General features: G+C 71.6%; 14 protein-coding genes. 8 read left to right on the forward strand and 6 right to left on the reverse strand.

Features of this window, described 5'->3' with window-relative positions; genetic code table 11:
* Window positions 1-274 precede the first annotated feature (274 nt).
* On the forward strand, window positions 275-2,437 hold the full coding sequence (locus OG504_RS36715) for an ATP-binding protein (protein WP_405993643.1): 2,163 nt from the start codon (window positions 275-277) through the stop codon (window positions 2,435-2,437).
* 6 nt (window positions 2,438-2,443) lie between these two features.
* Here OG504_RS36715 and OG504_RS36720 read toward each other — a convergent pair whose 3' ends face one another.
* Complete coding sequence (locus tag OG504_RS36720; RefSeq protein WP_405993644.1) at window positions 2,444-2,890, reverse strand: nuclear transport factor 2 family protein; 447 nt, start codon at window positions 2,888-2,890, stop codon at window positions 2,444-2,446.
* A 63-nt stretch (window positions 2,891-2,953) separates the two neighbouring features.
* Window positions 2,954-3,979, reverse strand: a complete 1,026-nt coding sequence (locus tag OG504_RS36725; protein WP_405996536.1) for an MBL fold metallo-hydrolase — start codon at window positions 3,977-3,979, stop codon at window positions 2,954-2,956.
* 125 nt (window positions 3,980-4,104) lie between these two features.
* On the opposite strand from OG504_RS36725, the gene OG504_RS36730 reads away from it, so the two are divergent.
* Entirely contained in the window at window positions 4,105-5,562 is a 1,458-nt protein-coding gene (locus tag OG504_RS36730; protein WP_405993645.1) for an aldehyde dehydrogenase, read from the forward strand.
* 7 nt (window positions 5,563-5,569) lie between these two features.
* Window positions 5,570-5,803: a ferredoxin gene (locus tag OG504_RS36735; protein WP_033281857.1), complete on the forward strand. Its 234-nt coding sequence runs from the start codon at window positions 5,570-5,572 to the stop codon at window positions 5,801-5,803.
* An 11-nt stretch (window positions 5,804-5,814) separates the two neighbouring features.
* On the opposite strand, the gene OG504_RS36740 is transcribed toward OG504_RS36735, so the two are convergent.
* The gene (locus OG504_RS36740; RefSeq protein ID WP_405993646.1) at window positions 5,815-9,066 is read right to left on the reverse strand and encodes an AfsR/SARP family transcriptional regulator; all 3,252 of its coding nucleotides are present in this window, start codon (window positions 9,064-9,066) and stop codon (window positions 5,815-5,817) included.
* A 235-nt stretch (window positions 9,067-9,301) separates the two neighbouring features.
* On the opposite strand from OG504_RS36740, the gene OG504_RS36745 reads away from it, so the two are divergent.
* Window positions 9,302-9,466 carry a hypothetical protein gene (locus OG504_RS36745; RefSeq protein WP_405993647.1) on the forward strand — a complete coding sequence of 55 codons (165 nt, stop codon included), beginning with the start codon at window positions 9,302-9,304 and terminating at the stop codon, window positions 9,464-9,466.
* Window positions 9,467-9,742: 276 nt separating this feature from the next.
* Here OG504_RS36745 and OG504_RS36750 read toward each other — a convergent pair whose 3' ends face one another.
* The gene (locus OG504_RS36750; protein ID WP_405993648.1) at window positions 9,743-10,372 is read right to left on the reverse strand and encodes a maltokinase N-terminal cap-like domain-containing protein; all 630 of its coding nucleotides are present in this window, start codon (window positions 10,370-10,372) and stop codon (window positions 9,743-9,745) included.
* A 32-nt stretch (window positions 10,373-10,404) separates the two neighbouring features.
* Complete coding sequence (locus OG504_RS36755; RefSeq protein ID WP_405993649.1) at window positions 10,405-11,046, reverse strand: TetR family transcriptional regulator; 642 nt, start codon at window positions 11,044-11,046, stop codon at window positions 10,405-10,407.
* A gap of 210 nt (window positions 11,047-11,256) precedes the next feature.
* Here OG504_RS36755 and OG504_RS36760 point away from each other — a divergent pair, with 210 nt between their 5' ends.
* Genes OG504_RS36760 through OG504_RS36770 form a run of 3 tightly spaced genes read left to right on the forward strand, consistent with a single transcriptional unit; the run spans window position 11,257 to window position 14,449 of the window.
* Entirely contained in the window at window positions 11,257-12,657 is a 1,401-nt protein-coding gene (locus tag OG504_RS36760) for a glycosyltransferase family 4 protein (RefSeq protein WP_405993650.1), read from the forward strand.
* Window positions 12,651-13,385, forward strand: coding sequence for a class I SAM-dependent methyltransferase (locus OG504_RS36765; protein ID WP_033281863.1), 735 nt, complete (start codon window positions 12,651-12,653; stop codon window positions 13,383-13,385). Before OG504_RS36760 ends, OG504_RS36765 begins: the two co-directional genes overlap by 7 nt.
* On the forward strand, window positions 13,382-14,449 hold the full coding sequence (locus OG504_RS36770) for a prenyltransferase/squalene oxidase repeat-containing protein (RefSeq protein ID WP_405993651.1): 1,068 nt from the start codon (window positions 13,382-13,384) through the stop codon (window positions 14,447-14,449). Before OG504_RS36765 ends, OG504_RS36770 begins: the two co-directional genes overlap by 4 nt.
* Before the next feature lie 122 nt (window positions 14,450-14,571).
* On the opposite strand, the gene OG504_RS36775 is transcribed toward OG504_RS36770, so the two are convergent.
* The gene (locus OG504_RS36775) at window positions 14,572-14,862 is read right to left on the reverse strand and encodes a hypothetical protein (RefSeq protein ID WP_033281865.1); all 291 of its coding nucleotides are present in this window, start codon (window positions 14,860-14,862) and stop codon (window positions 14,572-14,574) included.
* Window positions 14,863-14,990: 128 nt separating this feature from the next.
* Here OG504_RS36775 and OG504_RS36780 point away from each other — a divergent pair, with 128 nt between their 5' ends.
* Window positions 14,991-15,566: a hypothetical protein gene (locus OG504_RS36780; protein WP_393757011.1), complete on the forward strand. Its 576-nt coding sequence runs from the start codon at window positions 14,991-14,993 to the stop codon at window positions 15,564-15,566.
* Window position 15,567 lies beyond the last annotated feature (1 nt).

Consider the following 15,567-nt stretch of genomic DNA (forward strand, 5'->3'; position numbering starts at 1 on the left):
GAATCCTGCCCGTGCCGTGCGGACTCTCGTCGGCGTCCTGCGGATTCGGCGTCTCCCATCCATCGCGTTCACGCCATGACGATCGCTGAATTTCCGTCTCCTCACCTGCGTCAACCGGGAGTTGATCAGCTCTCGATCACGACGTGTCGAAAGTGACCCGCAAGTGGTCGTAAGGGACGGCTATTTTGTGGGTATCGCGACTATTCCGGGCAGCCGTGGACCGCGTTCCGGGACACGCGCGTGGAGTCGGTGGTGGGCGGACACACTGGGCCTCGTGCCGGACACGACTCACCCGAACCCCGGGAACCTCGGGAATCTGCCGCCCGAGACCCATAGTTTCGTCGGGCGGCGCGCCGAACTCGCCCTGCTCCGGGCGCTGTTGGACCCGGACGGCGGTCCGGCGGGGCGGCTGGTCAGTGTGGTCGGGGTCGGTGGGGTCGGTAAGACACGGCTTGCCCTGCGTGCGGCGGCGGAGGTTCGGGACGCGTATCCCGACGGTGTCTGGCTGACCGAGTTGTCGCCCTTGCACACGCCCGGGCTCGTCGACCTCGCCGTCATGGAGACCCTCCGGCTCGCCGACCAGTCGACCCGCCCCGTGATCGACGTCATCGCCGAATGGGCCCACCGCAAACGGCTGTTGATCGTCCTCGACTCCTGCGAACACCTCCTCGCCGACTGCGCGAAGGCCGCCGCCGCGCTGCTGTCCCGGGCACCCGAGCTGCGCATCCTCGTCACCAGCCGGGAACGGCTCGCCCTGCCCGGCGAGGAGGTCCTCCACCTCGAACCGCTCCCCGTGGACGGCGGCGCCGACGAGAGTGCCCCCACCGGTGACGCCGTCGCCCTGTTCGCCGAGCGCGCCGCCGACGCCGGGCGCCCGCTCGGCGGCGACGACGTGGCCGGCCGCGCGCTCGCCGCCGCCGTCTGCCGGCGCCTCGACGGCATCCCCCTCGCCCTCGAACTCGCCGCCGCCCGCCTCGCCGACCTCACCCTCGACCAACTCCACGCCCGCCTCGGCGAACGCCTGCCCTCACCCGCCGACCTGCCCTCGCCCTCCGATCTGGCCTCGCCCCTGGACCTGTTGAGCTCCGTTCCCGGTGAACGCCCGCCCCGCCACCAGACGTTGCGCACCGCCATCGGCTGGAGCCACGAACTCTGCGCGCCCCTCGAACGCCTGCTGTGGGCGCGGCTCTCCGTCTTCACCGGCGGCTTCTGCGCGGAGACCGTCCAACAGGTGTGCGCGGGCGGCCCGTTGGCCCCGGAGCGGATCGCCGGACTGCTCGCCCGGCTCGTCGCGCAGTCCATCGTGCTGCCCGACCCCGTCATCTCGGCCCGCTACCGGATGCTCGACACCGTCCGCGAGTACGGCACCGACTGGCTGCACGCCCTCGGCGAGGAACGCGCCGTACGCCGCCGCCACCGCGAGCACTACGCACGCCTCGCCCAGCAGGGCTGCGCCGAGTGGAACACCGGCCGGCAGGTCGCCTGGTGCGAGCGCGTGCTGAGCGAACACGCCAACTTCCGGGCGGCGGTCCAGAGCGCGCTCGCCGAACCCGACCGGACGGCGGCCGTGGAGATGGCGGGCCACGTCGGCTTCCTGTGGCGGCACTGCGGCTACCTCCGCGAGGCCCAGGCCTGCCTCGACCAGGCCCTCGCCGCCGACCCGCCACCCGGCCACGGCCGCACCCTCGCCCTGTGGTCGCGCGGCGCCGTCGCCATCCTCCAGGGCGACCAGGAAGCGGCCGCCAACTGGGCGGTCCGCTGCGCCGACGCGGCCCGCGACCAGGGCTCCCCGGTCGCCGCGGTCGCCGCCGTGTACGTGAGGGGCGGCCAGCTGGCCCTCACCGGCCGCCTCGCCGAGGCGATCGACGTCCTCGCCGCCGCACCCCAACTCCCCGTCCAGGACGACGCGTTCGGGGCCGCCCAGCTCCAGGTCCGGCTCGCGCTCTCCCTCGCGCTCGTCCTGCGCGGCGAGTACGGGCGGGGCCGCGAGGTCGCCGACGAGATCCGCACGGCCAGCCGGAAGCAGGGCGAGTACTGGTGCGGGGCCTACGCCGACTACCTGATCGCCCAGGCGGACCTGGGGCGCGGTGACACACCGGCCGCGGTGCGCGGCGCCCGCACCTCGATCGCGGGCCACGCCCTGCTGCACAACACGGCCGGCGCGGCCATGTCCCTCGACCTCCTGGCCGCCGCCGTCGTCGCGACCGGCGACGCCCACCGCGCCGCCCGCCTCCTCGGCATCGGCACCCGCCTCTGGGAACTCACCGGCCGCGCCCAGATGGACTCCCCGGACCTCATCGCCACCCGCCGCACCTGCGAACTCCGCGTCCGCGAACACCTCGGCGACGACGCGTACGAGACGGGATACCGGGAGGGCCTGGCGATGTCGTACGACGAGGGAATCGCGTACGCGACGAGTCGGCCGGGCGGTCAGTGACGGGGGTCAGTGACGCGGGGTGGGGCCGCCGAACGGCAGGAACAGGGTCCGGGTCGCGATCAGCCAACTCCCTTCCAGCAGCCGGAAGTTGTCTTCATAGTGCCCGACCTGGACCGGGGGACCGGCGGGGACCGTGCCACCGCGGTGGCCGTCGATCCGGTACGTCGTGAAGTACGCCGTCGAGATCGCCGTGTCGGGGGAGGTGAGGCTGACGAGGACGTTCGACATCAGCCGCCGCGAGAGCCGCCCGGCGGGACGCGAACCGAAGTACTTCCGCAACGCCCCCCGCCCCTCGACCCGCCGCTCGCCGTCCGGCCACTCCCAGGCGCCGTCCTCCGTGAACAACTCGGCGACGGAGGAGGGTTCACCGAGATCGAGGCGGCGGACGAAGTCCAGGATCACGCGCTCACAGGCGCGTTCGGCGAGGAGGCGTTGCAAGGGGTCAAGGTCCATGCGGTCGTTGGTACCAGCTGTACCCGTCGCGCCACGACCGAATTACCCCCGCGGCCGAACCGACTACACCGCCACGTACGTCACCGGTTCGCTCCCCGTCATCTCCTCCGCCTGGCCCAGTTTGACCAGTCGGCGGAGGTGCGCCTCGGCCTCCGAGACCGCGATGTTCCTTGACTGGTACGGGATTTGGGACCAGGGGCGGTTCCACTCCATCCGCTCGGCGACCTGCCAGGGCGTGAGGGGTTCGGAGAGGAGGGAGAGGAGGTCGGCCAGGCGGTCCTCGTGGTGGGCGAGCAACTCCCTCACACGACCGGCCGCGTCGGTGAAGGTGTGCTGGTGGGCCGGGAGCACCTCCGCCGCGCCCAGCCGCCCGATCCGCTCCAGCGAGTCGAGGTAGTCGCCGAGCGGATCGGGGAGCGTGTCGTCGTCCGGGTCCTCGTACAGGCCGATGTGCGGGGTGATCTCGGGGAGCAGGTGGTCGCCGGAGAACAGGCGTCCGTGGCCCGGGAGTTGGGCCGGGTGGCTCTCCTCCAGGTGCAGGCAGACGTGTCCGGGGGTGTGGCCCGGGGTCCAGATCGCGCGCAGTCGACGCCCGGCCAGGTCGAGGAGTTCGCCGGGGACGATCTCGCGGTCGGGCAGGGCGGGCGCCAGGCCCGGCACACTGCGCGGGCGGGCGGCGCGCAGAGGCGCGAGGTGTTCCTCGGGGGCACCGGCCGCCGTGAGCTTCGCGGTCATGTACGCCAGCCAGCGGCCCGGTTCGGTCGAACGGGCCCGCCGGACGATCGCCGTGTCCGCCGCGTGCATCGCGAGCCACGCGCCGGACGCCTCGCGCACCCGCCCGGACAGGCCGTGGTGGTCGGGGTGGTGGTGGGTGATGAGCACGCCGTGGACCTCGCCGACCGATGTCCCGCAGGCCGACAGCCCCTGGACCAGGGTGTCCCAGGAGGCCGGGTCGTCCCAGCCCGTGTCGACCAGGACCGGTCCGCGATCGGTGTCGACGAGGTAGACGAGCGTGGTCCCAAGTGGGTTGTCGGGGATGGGGACTTCGATGGAGCGGACGCCGCCGCCGTGGTCGTGGACCTGCCCCATGGACGTCATGGACTCCCCAATCGCCGCCTTCCGGCCACTATACGTGGACTCCATCGACCGGAACTGGTATTCAGTCTTCGTATCTGATGGATCGTCAGACAGCGGTACCGGGGAGGCAATCGGCCATGACCGAGCTCGTGGAACACCGACAGCTGTTCATCGGCGGGGAGTTGACCGATCCCCTGGGCAAGGACGTCATCGAGGTGATCTCCCCGCACACCGAGGAGGTCATCGGACGCGTCCCGCACGCGTCCACGGCGGACGTGGACCGGGCGGTCGCGGTCGCCCGCCGCGCCTTCGACGAGGGGCCCTGGCCGCGCATGACCCTCGACGAACGGATCGCGGTCGTCACCCGCATCAAGGACGCGATCGCCGCCCGGTACGAGGAGATCGGCCGCGTCATCTCCTCCGAGAACGGGTCGCCGTACTCCTGGAGCATCCTCGGGCAGGCCCTCGGCGCGATGATGGTGTGGGACGCGGCGATCACCGTCGCGAAGGGCTTCACCTACGAGGAGCGGCGGGACGGAGTCCTCGGGCAGATTCTCGTCCGCCGGGAGCCAGTTGGTGTCGTGGCGGCCGTAGTCCCGTGGAACGTCCCGCAGTTCGTGGCCGCCGCCAAGCTCGCGCCCGCGCTGCTCACCGGCTGCACGGCGATCCTCAAACCGTCGCCCGAATCACCCCTGGATGCCTATCTGTTGGGCGAGATAGCGAAGGAGGCAGGCCTGCCGGAGGGTGTCCTGTCCATCCTCCCCGCCGACCGCGAGGTCAGTGAGTACCTCGTCGGACACCCCGACATCGACAAGGTCTCCTTCACCGGTTCGGTCCCGGCCGGCAAGCGGGTGATGGAGGTCGCGGCCCGCCATCTCACGCGCGTGACACTGGAGTTGGGCGGCAAGTCGGCGGCGATCGTCCTGCCCGACGCGGACATCACGACCGCAGTGCCCGGCATCGTCTCGGCCGCCTGGATGAACAACGGCCAGGCGTGCGTGGCCCAGACCCGCATCCTGGTCCCGCGCTCGCGCTACGACGAGTTCGCGGACGCGTTCGCGACGGCGGCGAGCGCGCTGGTGGTCGGCGACCCCCTCGACCCGGCCACCCAGGTAGGCCCGTTGGTCGCCAAGCGCCAGCAGCAGCGCAACCTCGACTACATCCGCATCGGCCAGGAGGAAGGCGCCAAGATCCTTACGGGCGGCGGCCGTCCACCTGGCCTGGACCGCGGCTGGTACGTGGAGCCGACCCTCTTCGGCGACGTCGACAACTCCATGCGCATAGCCCGCGAGGAGATCTTCGGCCCGGTCATCTGCCTCCTCCCGTACGGCGACGAGACGGAGGCCGTGAAGATCGCGAACGACTCCGACTACGGCCTCAGCGGCAGCGTCTGGACGGGAGACGTGGCCCACGGCATCGACATCGCCCGCCAGGTCCGCACCGGCACCTACTCCGTCAACACCTTCAGCCTCGACATGCTCGGCCCCTTCGGCGGCTACAAGAACAGCGGTCTGGGACGGGAGTTCGGGCCCGAGGGCTACTCCGAGTTCCTCGAACACAAGATGATCCACCTCCCGGCCGGCTGGGAGGGGTGACCGGACGATGGGCGACCGCTGGCAGGTAGAGGTCGACCGCTCCATCTGCATCGGCTCGGCCCAGTGCACCCACCAGGCCCCCGACCGCTTCCACCTCGACGCGGCCATGCAGTCCCACCCGGCCGAACCGGAGACCGACGCCAACGAGCGGATCCTCGCGGCGGCGGAGGGGTGCCCGGTGGAGGCCATCATGATCACGTTGCTGGGGAGCGGGGAGCCGGTGTTCCCGCCGGAGGAGTAACTCGCCCTGGTTCAGCGGCTGGTGGCCCCGGGAGGACGAATTCCGGGGGCCACAGCGGCCAGCCGCTTCCTGATCGTGTCCGCCTCCGGCATCCCGTGTTCCGTGTACAGGGCGAGCGCGTGCTCGTAGTGGTGGACGGCTCGGGCGGTGTCGTCGAGTGTGAGGTGGGCTTCGGCCAATCCACCGTGCGCGTGCGCCTGTTGGCCCGGGTTGCCTATGTCCTCGGCGATGGTGAGGGCGTCGGTGTGGTGGGTGAGGGCGTCGGTGGGGTGGCCGGCGGCCCGGGCGGCTTCGCCGAGGCCGTTGAGGGCTCTGGCCTCGCCGTCGCGGTCGCCGTTGCGGGAGTAGAGGGCGAGTGCCTGGCGGTGGCATTCGGCGGCCTGTGTGGGGTGGCCGCGGCGGGAGTGGACGATGCCCAGGCCGTGCAGGGCCCCGGCCTCGCCGTAGCCGTCGCCCACCTCTCTGAGCAGGGCCAGGGCCTGTTCCTGGTGGTGAGCCGCCTCGTCGAGGCGGTCGAGGCGCGTCTCGACCGTGCCGAGGTCCATGAGCGCGTGGGCCTCCAAGTAGCGGTTGCCTGCGCGGCGCAGCAGGGCCAGGGACTGGTGGAGGTGGTCGGCGGACTCGTCGTAGCGGCCCAACTGGCCCTCGACATGGGCGAGATTCTTCAGCGCGATCGACTCGCCCGAGGTGTCCTCGACACTTCGGTACAGCAGCAGGGCCTGTTCCAGGTACTCGACGGCGGACAGGAAGCGGCCCAGGCGTTCGTCGACCAGGCCGAGGTTGGTCAGGGCGCGGGCCTGGCCGGTGGGGTCGTCGGCCTCGCGGAACCGGGTCAGGGCCTCCTGGAGGTGGCGGCGGGCCGGTTCGTGACGGGCCAGCTGGTAGTGGGCGGTGCCGATACCGAGCAGGGCGCGGGCCTCGGCCGCCGGGTCTTCGAGCAGGCGGGCGGCGTCGCGCGCGTGGCCGTGGATCGTGAGGCCGTCGGTGTGGTGGCCGCTGATGAGGTGCCGGTACAGGGTGAGGGAGAGCCGGACGGCATGCGTGGGCCGGTCGTGGGTGGCGGTGTGCGCGGACATCGCGGTCAGGCAGGTGCGCTCGGCGTCCAGCCAGGCGCGTGCCGCGTCCGGATCCGACAAGTCGGGGACAGGGGTCGAGGTTTCGGGAGCGGCGGGACGCAAGTGGGCCTCGGCCGGGTGGAGTTGGTCCATCGCGGCGGCCGCGGTCGCGAGGTAGTGGTCGAAGAGCCGGTCCAGCGCCGACTCCCGCTCCTCCAGCGGGTCCTGGGCCGTCGCAAGCCCGGCGGCGTAGGCACGCAGCAGGTCGTGCATGCCGTACCGGGCGGTGTCTGCGCGCTGGGTCAGGTGGGTGGGGGTGGGGGCGTCGAGGGTGCGGCGGGTGTCTGCGGTGGGCGTGCCGGTCCGCGCGGGGGCGGTGTCTGCGCGCTGGACGGGTTGGGCGGGGGCGTCCGGCGTGGACGTGCCGGTCGGTACGGGGGTCGTGTCCACGCGCTGCACCAGATGGGCGCGGGCGAGGACCTCCAGGGCGCGGCGGGCGTCCGGCACCGTGCTGCCGGTCAGTGCTGCGGTCGCGTGTGCGTCGAGGTCGGGGCCGGGGGGCAGGCCGAGCAGGCGGAACGTGCGCGCCGCCGCCGTGGGCAGTTGCCGTAGGGACCAGGAGAACACCGTGACTACGGCGGCCCGGGGGTCGCCTTCCGCGTCGAGGAGGAACAACCGCCCCTGCCGGTCGGCGAGTTCGGCGACGAGGTCGGTCAGCGGGGTGCCGGGGCGGGCGGCGGCGAGTTCCGCGGCGACCCGCAGGGCAAGGGGCAGTCGGGCGCACTGTGCGGCGAGGGTGTCCACGGCGGCGGGTTCGGCCTCGGCACGGGGTCCGATGAGCCGGCGCAGGAGCGTCCGGGCCGCGTCGGCGGGCAGCGGGTCGAGGTCGAGACGCTGGGCGCCCTCCCGCGCGACCAGCCCGGCCAGGCTGTCGCGGCTGGTCACCAGCACCGCGCAGGAACCGGTGCCGGGCAGCAGCGGACGGACCTGCTCCACGGTCGCGGCGTTGTCCAGCACGATCAGCATCCGCCGGTCCGCGACCTCGGTGCGGTAGCGCGCCGCCCGGTCGTCCGGCTCCGGCGGGATGTCCTGTTCGGACACCCCGAGCGCGGTCAGGAACCGGATCAGGGCGTCGGGGGCGGTCATCGGGCGGCCGGGGTCGTAGCCGCGCAGGTTCACATACAACTGGCCGTCCGGGAACCGGTCCCGTACCCGGTGCGCCCAGTGCACGGCCAGGGCGGTCTTGCCCACGCCCGCCGTCCCGGACACCGCCGACACCACGACGGCGGTGGGCCGCTGCGCGCTCGCCCCCAAGACCTTCTCCAGCCGGGCCAGTTCCTCCTCGCGACCCGTGAACCCGGCGACATCCAGGGGGAGTTGAGCGGGTACGACAGCCTTGGCGCGCCCGGTGCCGGTCCCCGACGGCCGGCGCGGGGCGGCCTTTTCGCGCAGGACCGCCTGGTGTGCCCGCTGGGCCTCCGCCCCCGGAGTCGTGCCGAGTTCGTCGGCCAGCCGCTTGCGGAGGGCGCCGTAGCAGGCGAGTGCCTCCGGGGCGCGCCCGGCGGCGTCCAGCGCCCGGATCAGCGTCACTGCGAGCGGCTCGACCAGCGGGTGCTCGGCGACGAGGACGGACAGCGTGTCGACCACCACCAGGTGCCCACCGACCCGGAGTTCGGCCTCCGCCCAGGCGAGCACGGCGTCGACGTACTGACGCAGCCAGCTCTCCCGGGTCCGCGCCGCCCACTCACCGGGCAGCCCGGCCAACGGCGTGCCCTGCCACAGGCCCATCGCCTCCCGCAGCGTCAACACCCGTGCCCCGTCGGAGCCTTTGGTCCGGCGGGCCCGCGTGATCAGGTTCCGGAAGCGGTGCACGTCGACCAGGTCCGGCGCCATGTCCAGCCGGTAGCCCGCCGGGCCGCGTACCAACTCCGGTGCGGGGGAGGGGACTTCGGTGTCGCACTCGTCGCCCTCCGACGCCGTGGACGGGATGCCCGCACCGCCGTGGAGCCCTGGCCCGTTCTCCGCCAGGACCCGGCGGATACGCGCGACATGGGCGTACAACGTGCCGCGCACCTGCGCGGGCGGGTCCTCGCCCCACACCCGGTCGATCAGGGTCTCGGCCGGCACCCAGCGGCCCGCGTCCACCAGCAGCGCCGCCAGGACCGTACGCCGCTTGGCGGGGCCCAGATCGACCGGACGGCCCGCCACCCATAACTCCACGGGCCCCAGCAGCCGAAATCCCCTCACGCCTGTCTCCACAGCCCCACCCCACGCGCTTCACAGGTTCTCCACCGCGCACCCAACCATCTGCCCACCCGCGGGACAAGGTTTACGCAAGGTCCACGGCCACCTCCCTCCGCCACCTTGGACACGGCAACTCGCTTGCGCCACAGCTGACTTGGTCCTGTGGGAAGCTCCCCCGGGCGATGGAGGAACACAGAGTATGAAGCGGATCCTGGCCGAGGCCGGCATCGCTCTGGGAGGCGTGGCCCTGGCCGCCACCGGCTGCACGGGGTCCAGCTGCATCCTCGCCGAGAACTACTGCAACGGCCCGCCGGCGAACACCGTGTACCGGCACAACGTCGCCTCCGACGACTGGCGGGTGTGAGCCCAACCACGGCGCGGGCGGACACTGCTCGCGTTGCTCCTCGTACTGTCCGCGGCCGGCTGCTTCACGGGGGTGAGCAGCCGGCCCGCGGGCCCGAGGCATCCGACGTCCGTCCCCTGCCGGGCGCCACCGCGTCCACGTACGCCGACGCCTTACGCCTGCACGACCACGAGGAACGAGCCGTCGCCGCCCGCATGAGCGCCCGCGGCCGGACCTGCACGGCACGGCCCCGCACCGCCTCCGCCCGCGGCGAGGAGACCAACCCCTACGGCCTGCTCACCGGCTCCCTTGCTGGAGCACGGCGAACGGCGCTCGGACCCGGGAGCCGTCGGGCTGTGTCCAGGCGCCGGTGATCTGGCCGAGCGCGTCCTCGGGGGCCGTGGAGCCGGGAGTCAGCACCCGGTGCAGTCGCAGGGCAGGGCCGTCCGGTGCGGCGAACTCGGTGGTCCCGTCGGTGTCGGTCGGGGCGCCGAGGGCGGGGACGCGGGCCGCACCGGTCCAGGCGCGGGCGACCTCGCGGTCCGGGGTGTGGGAGACGCTCTGCGCCTGCGCCTCCACGCGCCCCTCGACGAGCGCCGCCAACCCCGCGGTCAGTACCGGGTCGTGGCAGCCGTCGTAGGCCCAGCGCGGGCCGAGGACGCCGTGCTCCATGGTGCCGACGAGGGCGTGTTCGGCGCCGGGGAGCGGGGCGGCGCGGTAGGTGAGCGGCACGAGGTAGGCGTCCGGGCCGTCGGTGACGACCATGAACTCGATGCCGACCTCACCCTCGGGATCGTCGAGCCGGAACCCGCCGGCCTTCACCAACTCCGGTTCGGGGGAGCCGTGGTACCAGGGGCGGGTGGGCAGCCAGGGGGCCAGGAGTTCGAGTTTGGTGGGCCTGACGTAGGTCTGGTGGATGACAGCCATGGGGGAATTATCGGCCCCCGGCCCCGCCCGGCTCAGTGAGAATCATCGGTCCCGGCCCCGCCCGGCTCCGTGAGATCGATCAACCGGCAGACCGTCTCGATGTCGATCTTCACCTGTGCGATGGACGCGCGGCCCGAGAGCCACGTGATGAGCGCCGAGTGCCAGGTGTGCTCGATGACCCGGACCGCCGACAGCTGTTCCGGCGTGGGGTGTTCGAGGCCCATCGCGTCCAGGATGATCACCGTGGTCTGCCTCGACACCTGGTCGACCTCGGGGGAGACGCTGCGGTCCGCGAAGGTCAGCGCGCGGACCATCGCGTCGGCGAGATGCGGCTCGCGCTGGAGCGCGCGGAAGGCCCGCATCAGGGTCTCCGCGACCCGCTCGGCCGCCGTGTCACCGCCCGGGGGCTTCTTCCGCAGCGTGCCGTGCATGTGCTCCAACTGGTCCTGCATCGTGGCCACCAGCAGATGCACCTTGGACGGGAAGTACCGGTACAGCGTGCCGAGCGCGACCTGCGAGGACTCCGCGACCTCCCGCATCTGCACCGCGTCGAAACCGCCCCGGCTGGCCAGCTGGGCGCTCGCGTGCAGGATCCGCCGGCGCCGGGCCTCCTGCCGCTCGGTGAGGGGCGGCGAGGTCCGCGCAGTGGCTTCGGGCTTGGCTTGCGCTGGCATGGCTCCCGATCCGTGACTGTCGGTGAGGGCGAGTGATCGCACCGATCATGGCAGGGCCTCGGCCGTGGTGTGAATCACCTGATCCACTTCTCACAGCGCCTGTACCGGCCGGTAGATTCAGAACCTCCTGGACGATCAAGTCTGAAACTTGTTCTAGATTAGCGTCCCGGCGTAATCTCGCGGGACAGTGCAGGGAGAAGGGGGCTCAGAGTGACCGCTGAGGCCAGTCAGGCGGGTCCCCAGGAGGACTCGGCAGCCGACGGCGAGCGACCGCTCCGTATCGCACTCCTCACCTATAAGGGGAACCCGTTCTGCGGGGGCCAGGGCGTCTACGTCCGACACCTCTCCCGCGAGTTGGCCCGCCTCGGGCACCGCGTCGAGGTCATCGGCTCGCAGCCCTACCCCGTCCTCGACGAGGGCTACGACGGCATCTCCCTGACCGAGCTGCCCTCGCTCGACCTGTACCGCTCACCGGACCCCTTCCGCACCCCGAAGCGCGACGAGTACCGGGACTGGATCGACGCCCTCGAAGTCGCCACGATGTGGACCGGCGGCTTCCCCGAGCCCCTCACGTTCTCGCTCCGCGCCCGCCGTCATCTCCGCGCCAGGCAGGGCGAGTTCGACATCGTGCACGACAACCAGACGCTGGGTTATGGGTTGTTGGGGGATGTCGGCGCCCCGCTGGTGACGACGATCCACCACCCCATCACCGTGGACCGGCAGTTGGAGCTGGACGCGGCGGAGAACTGGCGCCAGCGCATGTCCAAGCGCCGCTGGTACTCCTTCACGCAGATGCAGAAGCGGGTCGCCCGCCGCCTGCCCTCCGTGCTCACCGTCTCCGGCACCTCGCGCCAGGAGATCATCGACCACCTCGGCGTCCGCGACGACCGCATCCACGTCGTCCACATCGGGGCCGACACCGACCTGTTCTCCCCGAACCCGGCGGTCCCGCAGGTGCCGGGCCGGATCGTGACGACGTCCAGCGCGGACGTCCCCCTCAAGGGCCTCGTCTTCCTCGTCGAGGCCCTCGCGAAGGTCCGCACCGAACACCCCGACGCCCACCTGATCGTCGTGGGCAAACGCCCCACCGAGGGCCCGGTCGCCCAAGCCGTCGAGCGCTACGGCCTCGAAGGCGCCGTCGACTTCGTGAAGGGCATCTCGGACGCCGAACTCGTCGACCTGGTCCGCTCGGCGGAGGTCGCGTGCGTGCCGTCGCTGTACGAGGGCTTCTCCCTCCCGGCGGCGGAGGCGATGGCCACGGGTACGCCCCTCGTCGCCACGACGGGCGGGGCGATCCCGGAGGTCGCCGGACGCGACGGCGAGACCTGCCTGACGGTACCGCCGGGGGACCCCGGGGCGCTGGCGACCGCGCTGAGCCGACTCCTGGCCGACCCGGAGCTGAGAGGGCGACTCGGCCGAGCCGGGCGTGAGCGGGTACTGGCCCGGTTCACCTGGTCGCGAGCCGCAGAGGGCACGGTCCTGCGCTACCGCGAGGCCATGCGCGGCTCCGCCGCCAAGCTTCCCGGCCGCTCCGCGGCCCCTCAGGAGGTCGACCCCCCGACCCCGACAAGTGACACCGGTGTCTATCCCGAAAGCAGGGCCACGTGCTGACCGTCGACTTCTCCCGGTTCCCGCTCGCCCCTGGCGACCGTGTCCTGGACCTCGGGTGCGGTGCCGGGCGGCACGCGTTCGAGTGTTATCGGCGAGGGGCACAGGTCGTCGCCCTCGACCAGAACGCCGAGGAGATCCGCGAGGTCGCCAAGTGGTTCGCGGCGATGAAGGAGGCCGGTGAGGCCCCCGCCGGAGCCACGGCGACCGCGATGGAGGGCGACGCGCTCCAACTCCCCTTCCCGGACGAGTCGTTCGACGTCGTGATCATCTCCGAGGTCATGGAGCACATCCCGGACGACAAGGGAGTGCTCGCCGAGATGGTCCGGGTGCTGAAGCCCGGCGGCCGTATCGCGATCACCGTCCCGCGCTACGGCCCCGAGAAGGTCTGCTGGGCCCTGTCCGACGCCTACCACGAGGTCGAGGGCGGTCACATCCGCATCTACAAGGCGGACGAACTCCTCGCCAAGATCCGCGAGGCGGGCCTCAAGCCGTACGGCACGCACCACGCGCACGGGCTGCACTCGCCGTACTGGTGGCTGAAGTGCGCGTTCGGCGTGGACAACGACAAGGCGCTGCCGGTGCAGGCGTACCACAAGCTCCTGGTCTGGGACATCATGAAGAAACCCCTCGCCACCCGGGTCGCCGAACAGGCGCTGAACCCGCTGATCGGCAAGAGCTTCGTCGCCTACGCGACCAAGCCGCACCTTCCCCTGGCGGAAGCCAAGTGACCACTCCCCGGACAGAACACCTCGTCCTGCCCGGGGTCCTCACCGCGGAGCAGGCCGCCGCGACCGTCGCCGGCATCCTCGCCGTGCAGCGGGAGGACGGGGCGATCCCGTGGTTCCGGGGCCATCACCTCGACCCGTGGGACCACACCGAGGCCGCGATGGCGCTGGACGCGGCGGGTGAACACGAGGCGGCGGAGCGGGCGTACACCTGGCTTGCCCGGCACCAGAACGAGGACGGGTCCTGGTTCGCGGCCTACGCGGACGGCGACGCGGGCGATGTGACCGACCGGGGGCGCGAGACCAACTTCGTCGCCTACATCGCCGTGGGTGTCTGGCACCACTACCTCTCGACTGGTGACGACACGTTTCTGGACCGGTTGTGGCCCACGGTGTTCGCGGCGGTCGAGTTCGTGCTGCGGCTTCAGCAGCCGGGTGGGCAGATCGGGTGGAAGCGGGAGGACGACGGTACGGACACGGCGGACGCGCTGTTGACGGGTTCCTCGTCGATCCATCAGGCGTTGCGTTGCGCCCTCGCCATCGCCGAACAGCGTGAAGAGCCGCAGCCCGACTGGGAGTTGGCGGTCGGGGCGCTGCGGCATGCCATCCGGCGGCATCCTGAACGGTTCCTGGACAAGGGCCGTTACTCGATGGACTGGTACTACCCGGTGCTGGGTGGTGCGTTGACCGGTGCGGAGGCCAAGTCCCGGGTGGAGGAGGGGTGGAGCCGGTTCGTCGTGCCGGGTCTTGGGGTGCGGTGTGTCGTTCCCAACCCGTGGGTGACCGGTGGGGAGTCGGCTGAACTCGCCCTGGCGCTCTGGGTGTTGGGGGAGTCGGATCGGGCGTTGGAGATTCTCCAGTCCATTCAGCATCTGCGGGATGCGGAGACCGGGCTGTACTGGACCGGGTACGTCTTCGATGACGACGCGGTGTGGCCTCGTGAGCTGACTACGTGGACTGCGGGGTCGTTGTTGCTTGCGGTGGCTGCGTTGGGGGGCCATGACGCGACGTGTGCGGTGTTCGGAGCCGAGCATTTGCCGTTGGGGCTGGATCCGGATTGTTGTTGAGTGCGGGCCCGGTGGGGGGCTGGTCGCGCAGTTCCCCGCGCCCCTTAAAAGCAGGTCGGCCTAAACGGGCCATCTTTTAGGGGCGCGGGGAACTGCGCGACCAGCCCCCCACCGGCCGGTGCTTAACGGTGGACCTTGTTGGCGATCGCGTGGCCGATGAACAGGTACACCACCGCTGCCAAGCCGTAGCCGCAAATCACTCGCGCCCACGCCTCGTCGAAGGTGAACAGGTCGCGGGACCAGCCGGCGAGCCAGTTGGCCGAGCGGTGGACGAACTGCACGAGGTCGTTCGCGCGGTTGGCGTCCAACAGGTACATCAGAATCCAGAGGGCCAGGATGAGGGCCATGATGTCGGCGATGATCACTATGACGTTGCCGACTGAATTCGAACCGCGTCGGTAGTAGGGGGACATGCCAAGCGGATTGCCGCTTCCGGCCGGATGAAACCCGAACGGTCCCGCCCGGGTGGCGCGAGCGCCCGCGCCGGGTGAGGCTGCCGGGGTAAGGACACCCACTCGGGGAGAACACCCCGGAGGACCTCGTGCCCGTACCGATACGGCGCCTCTTCGTGGCGCTCACTCTGTGCTGCGCCCTGCTCGCCGGAGCCACGGCCTGCGGCAGCGCCACCGATGACGCCACGCAGGACACCGCGGCCGTCGTGGCCGCGGCCGCCGCGGCGACCCCGAGCCCCAGTACCTCCGCCGAACGGCAGAAGTTCGCCAAGACCCGCTTCGTCGCGAACGCGGGCCTCGCCGCCGGTGCCACCTACCAGTGGATCGTGAAGCCCTGGAAGGCGGGCAAGTTCAAGAAGGGCGCGAGCGGACGCAGGTTCGCGCTCATCAAGGCGGGTCTCGCGGGCGCGTTCGCGTACAACCGGCTCAAGGCGGCCACCAAGAACGCCAAGGGCGACCCCACGCTCGCCAAGGCGGTCGCGCCGCTCAGCGCCGGCATCGACTCCCTCAAGGACCTGCCGTCCAAGCTCCGCAAGGGCGACTCGACCGACGCCACGGCGGGTTCCTTCGACGACATCATCAACAAGGTCAAGGACGCCGGGAAGAGCGCCGGCGCCGAGGTGACCGACAAGGTGCCGTCGGCAGGCCAACTGGCGGGCGGCTGAC

It is taken from the genome of Streptomyces sp. NBC_00986 (assembly GCF_045162565.1).
Classification (GTDB): Bacteria; Actinomycetota; Actinomycetes; order Streptomycetales; family Streptomycetaceae; genus Streptomyces.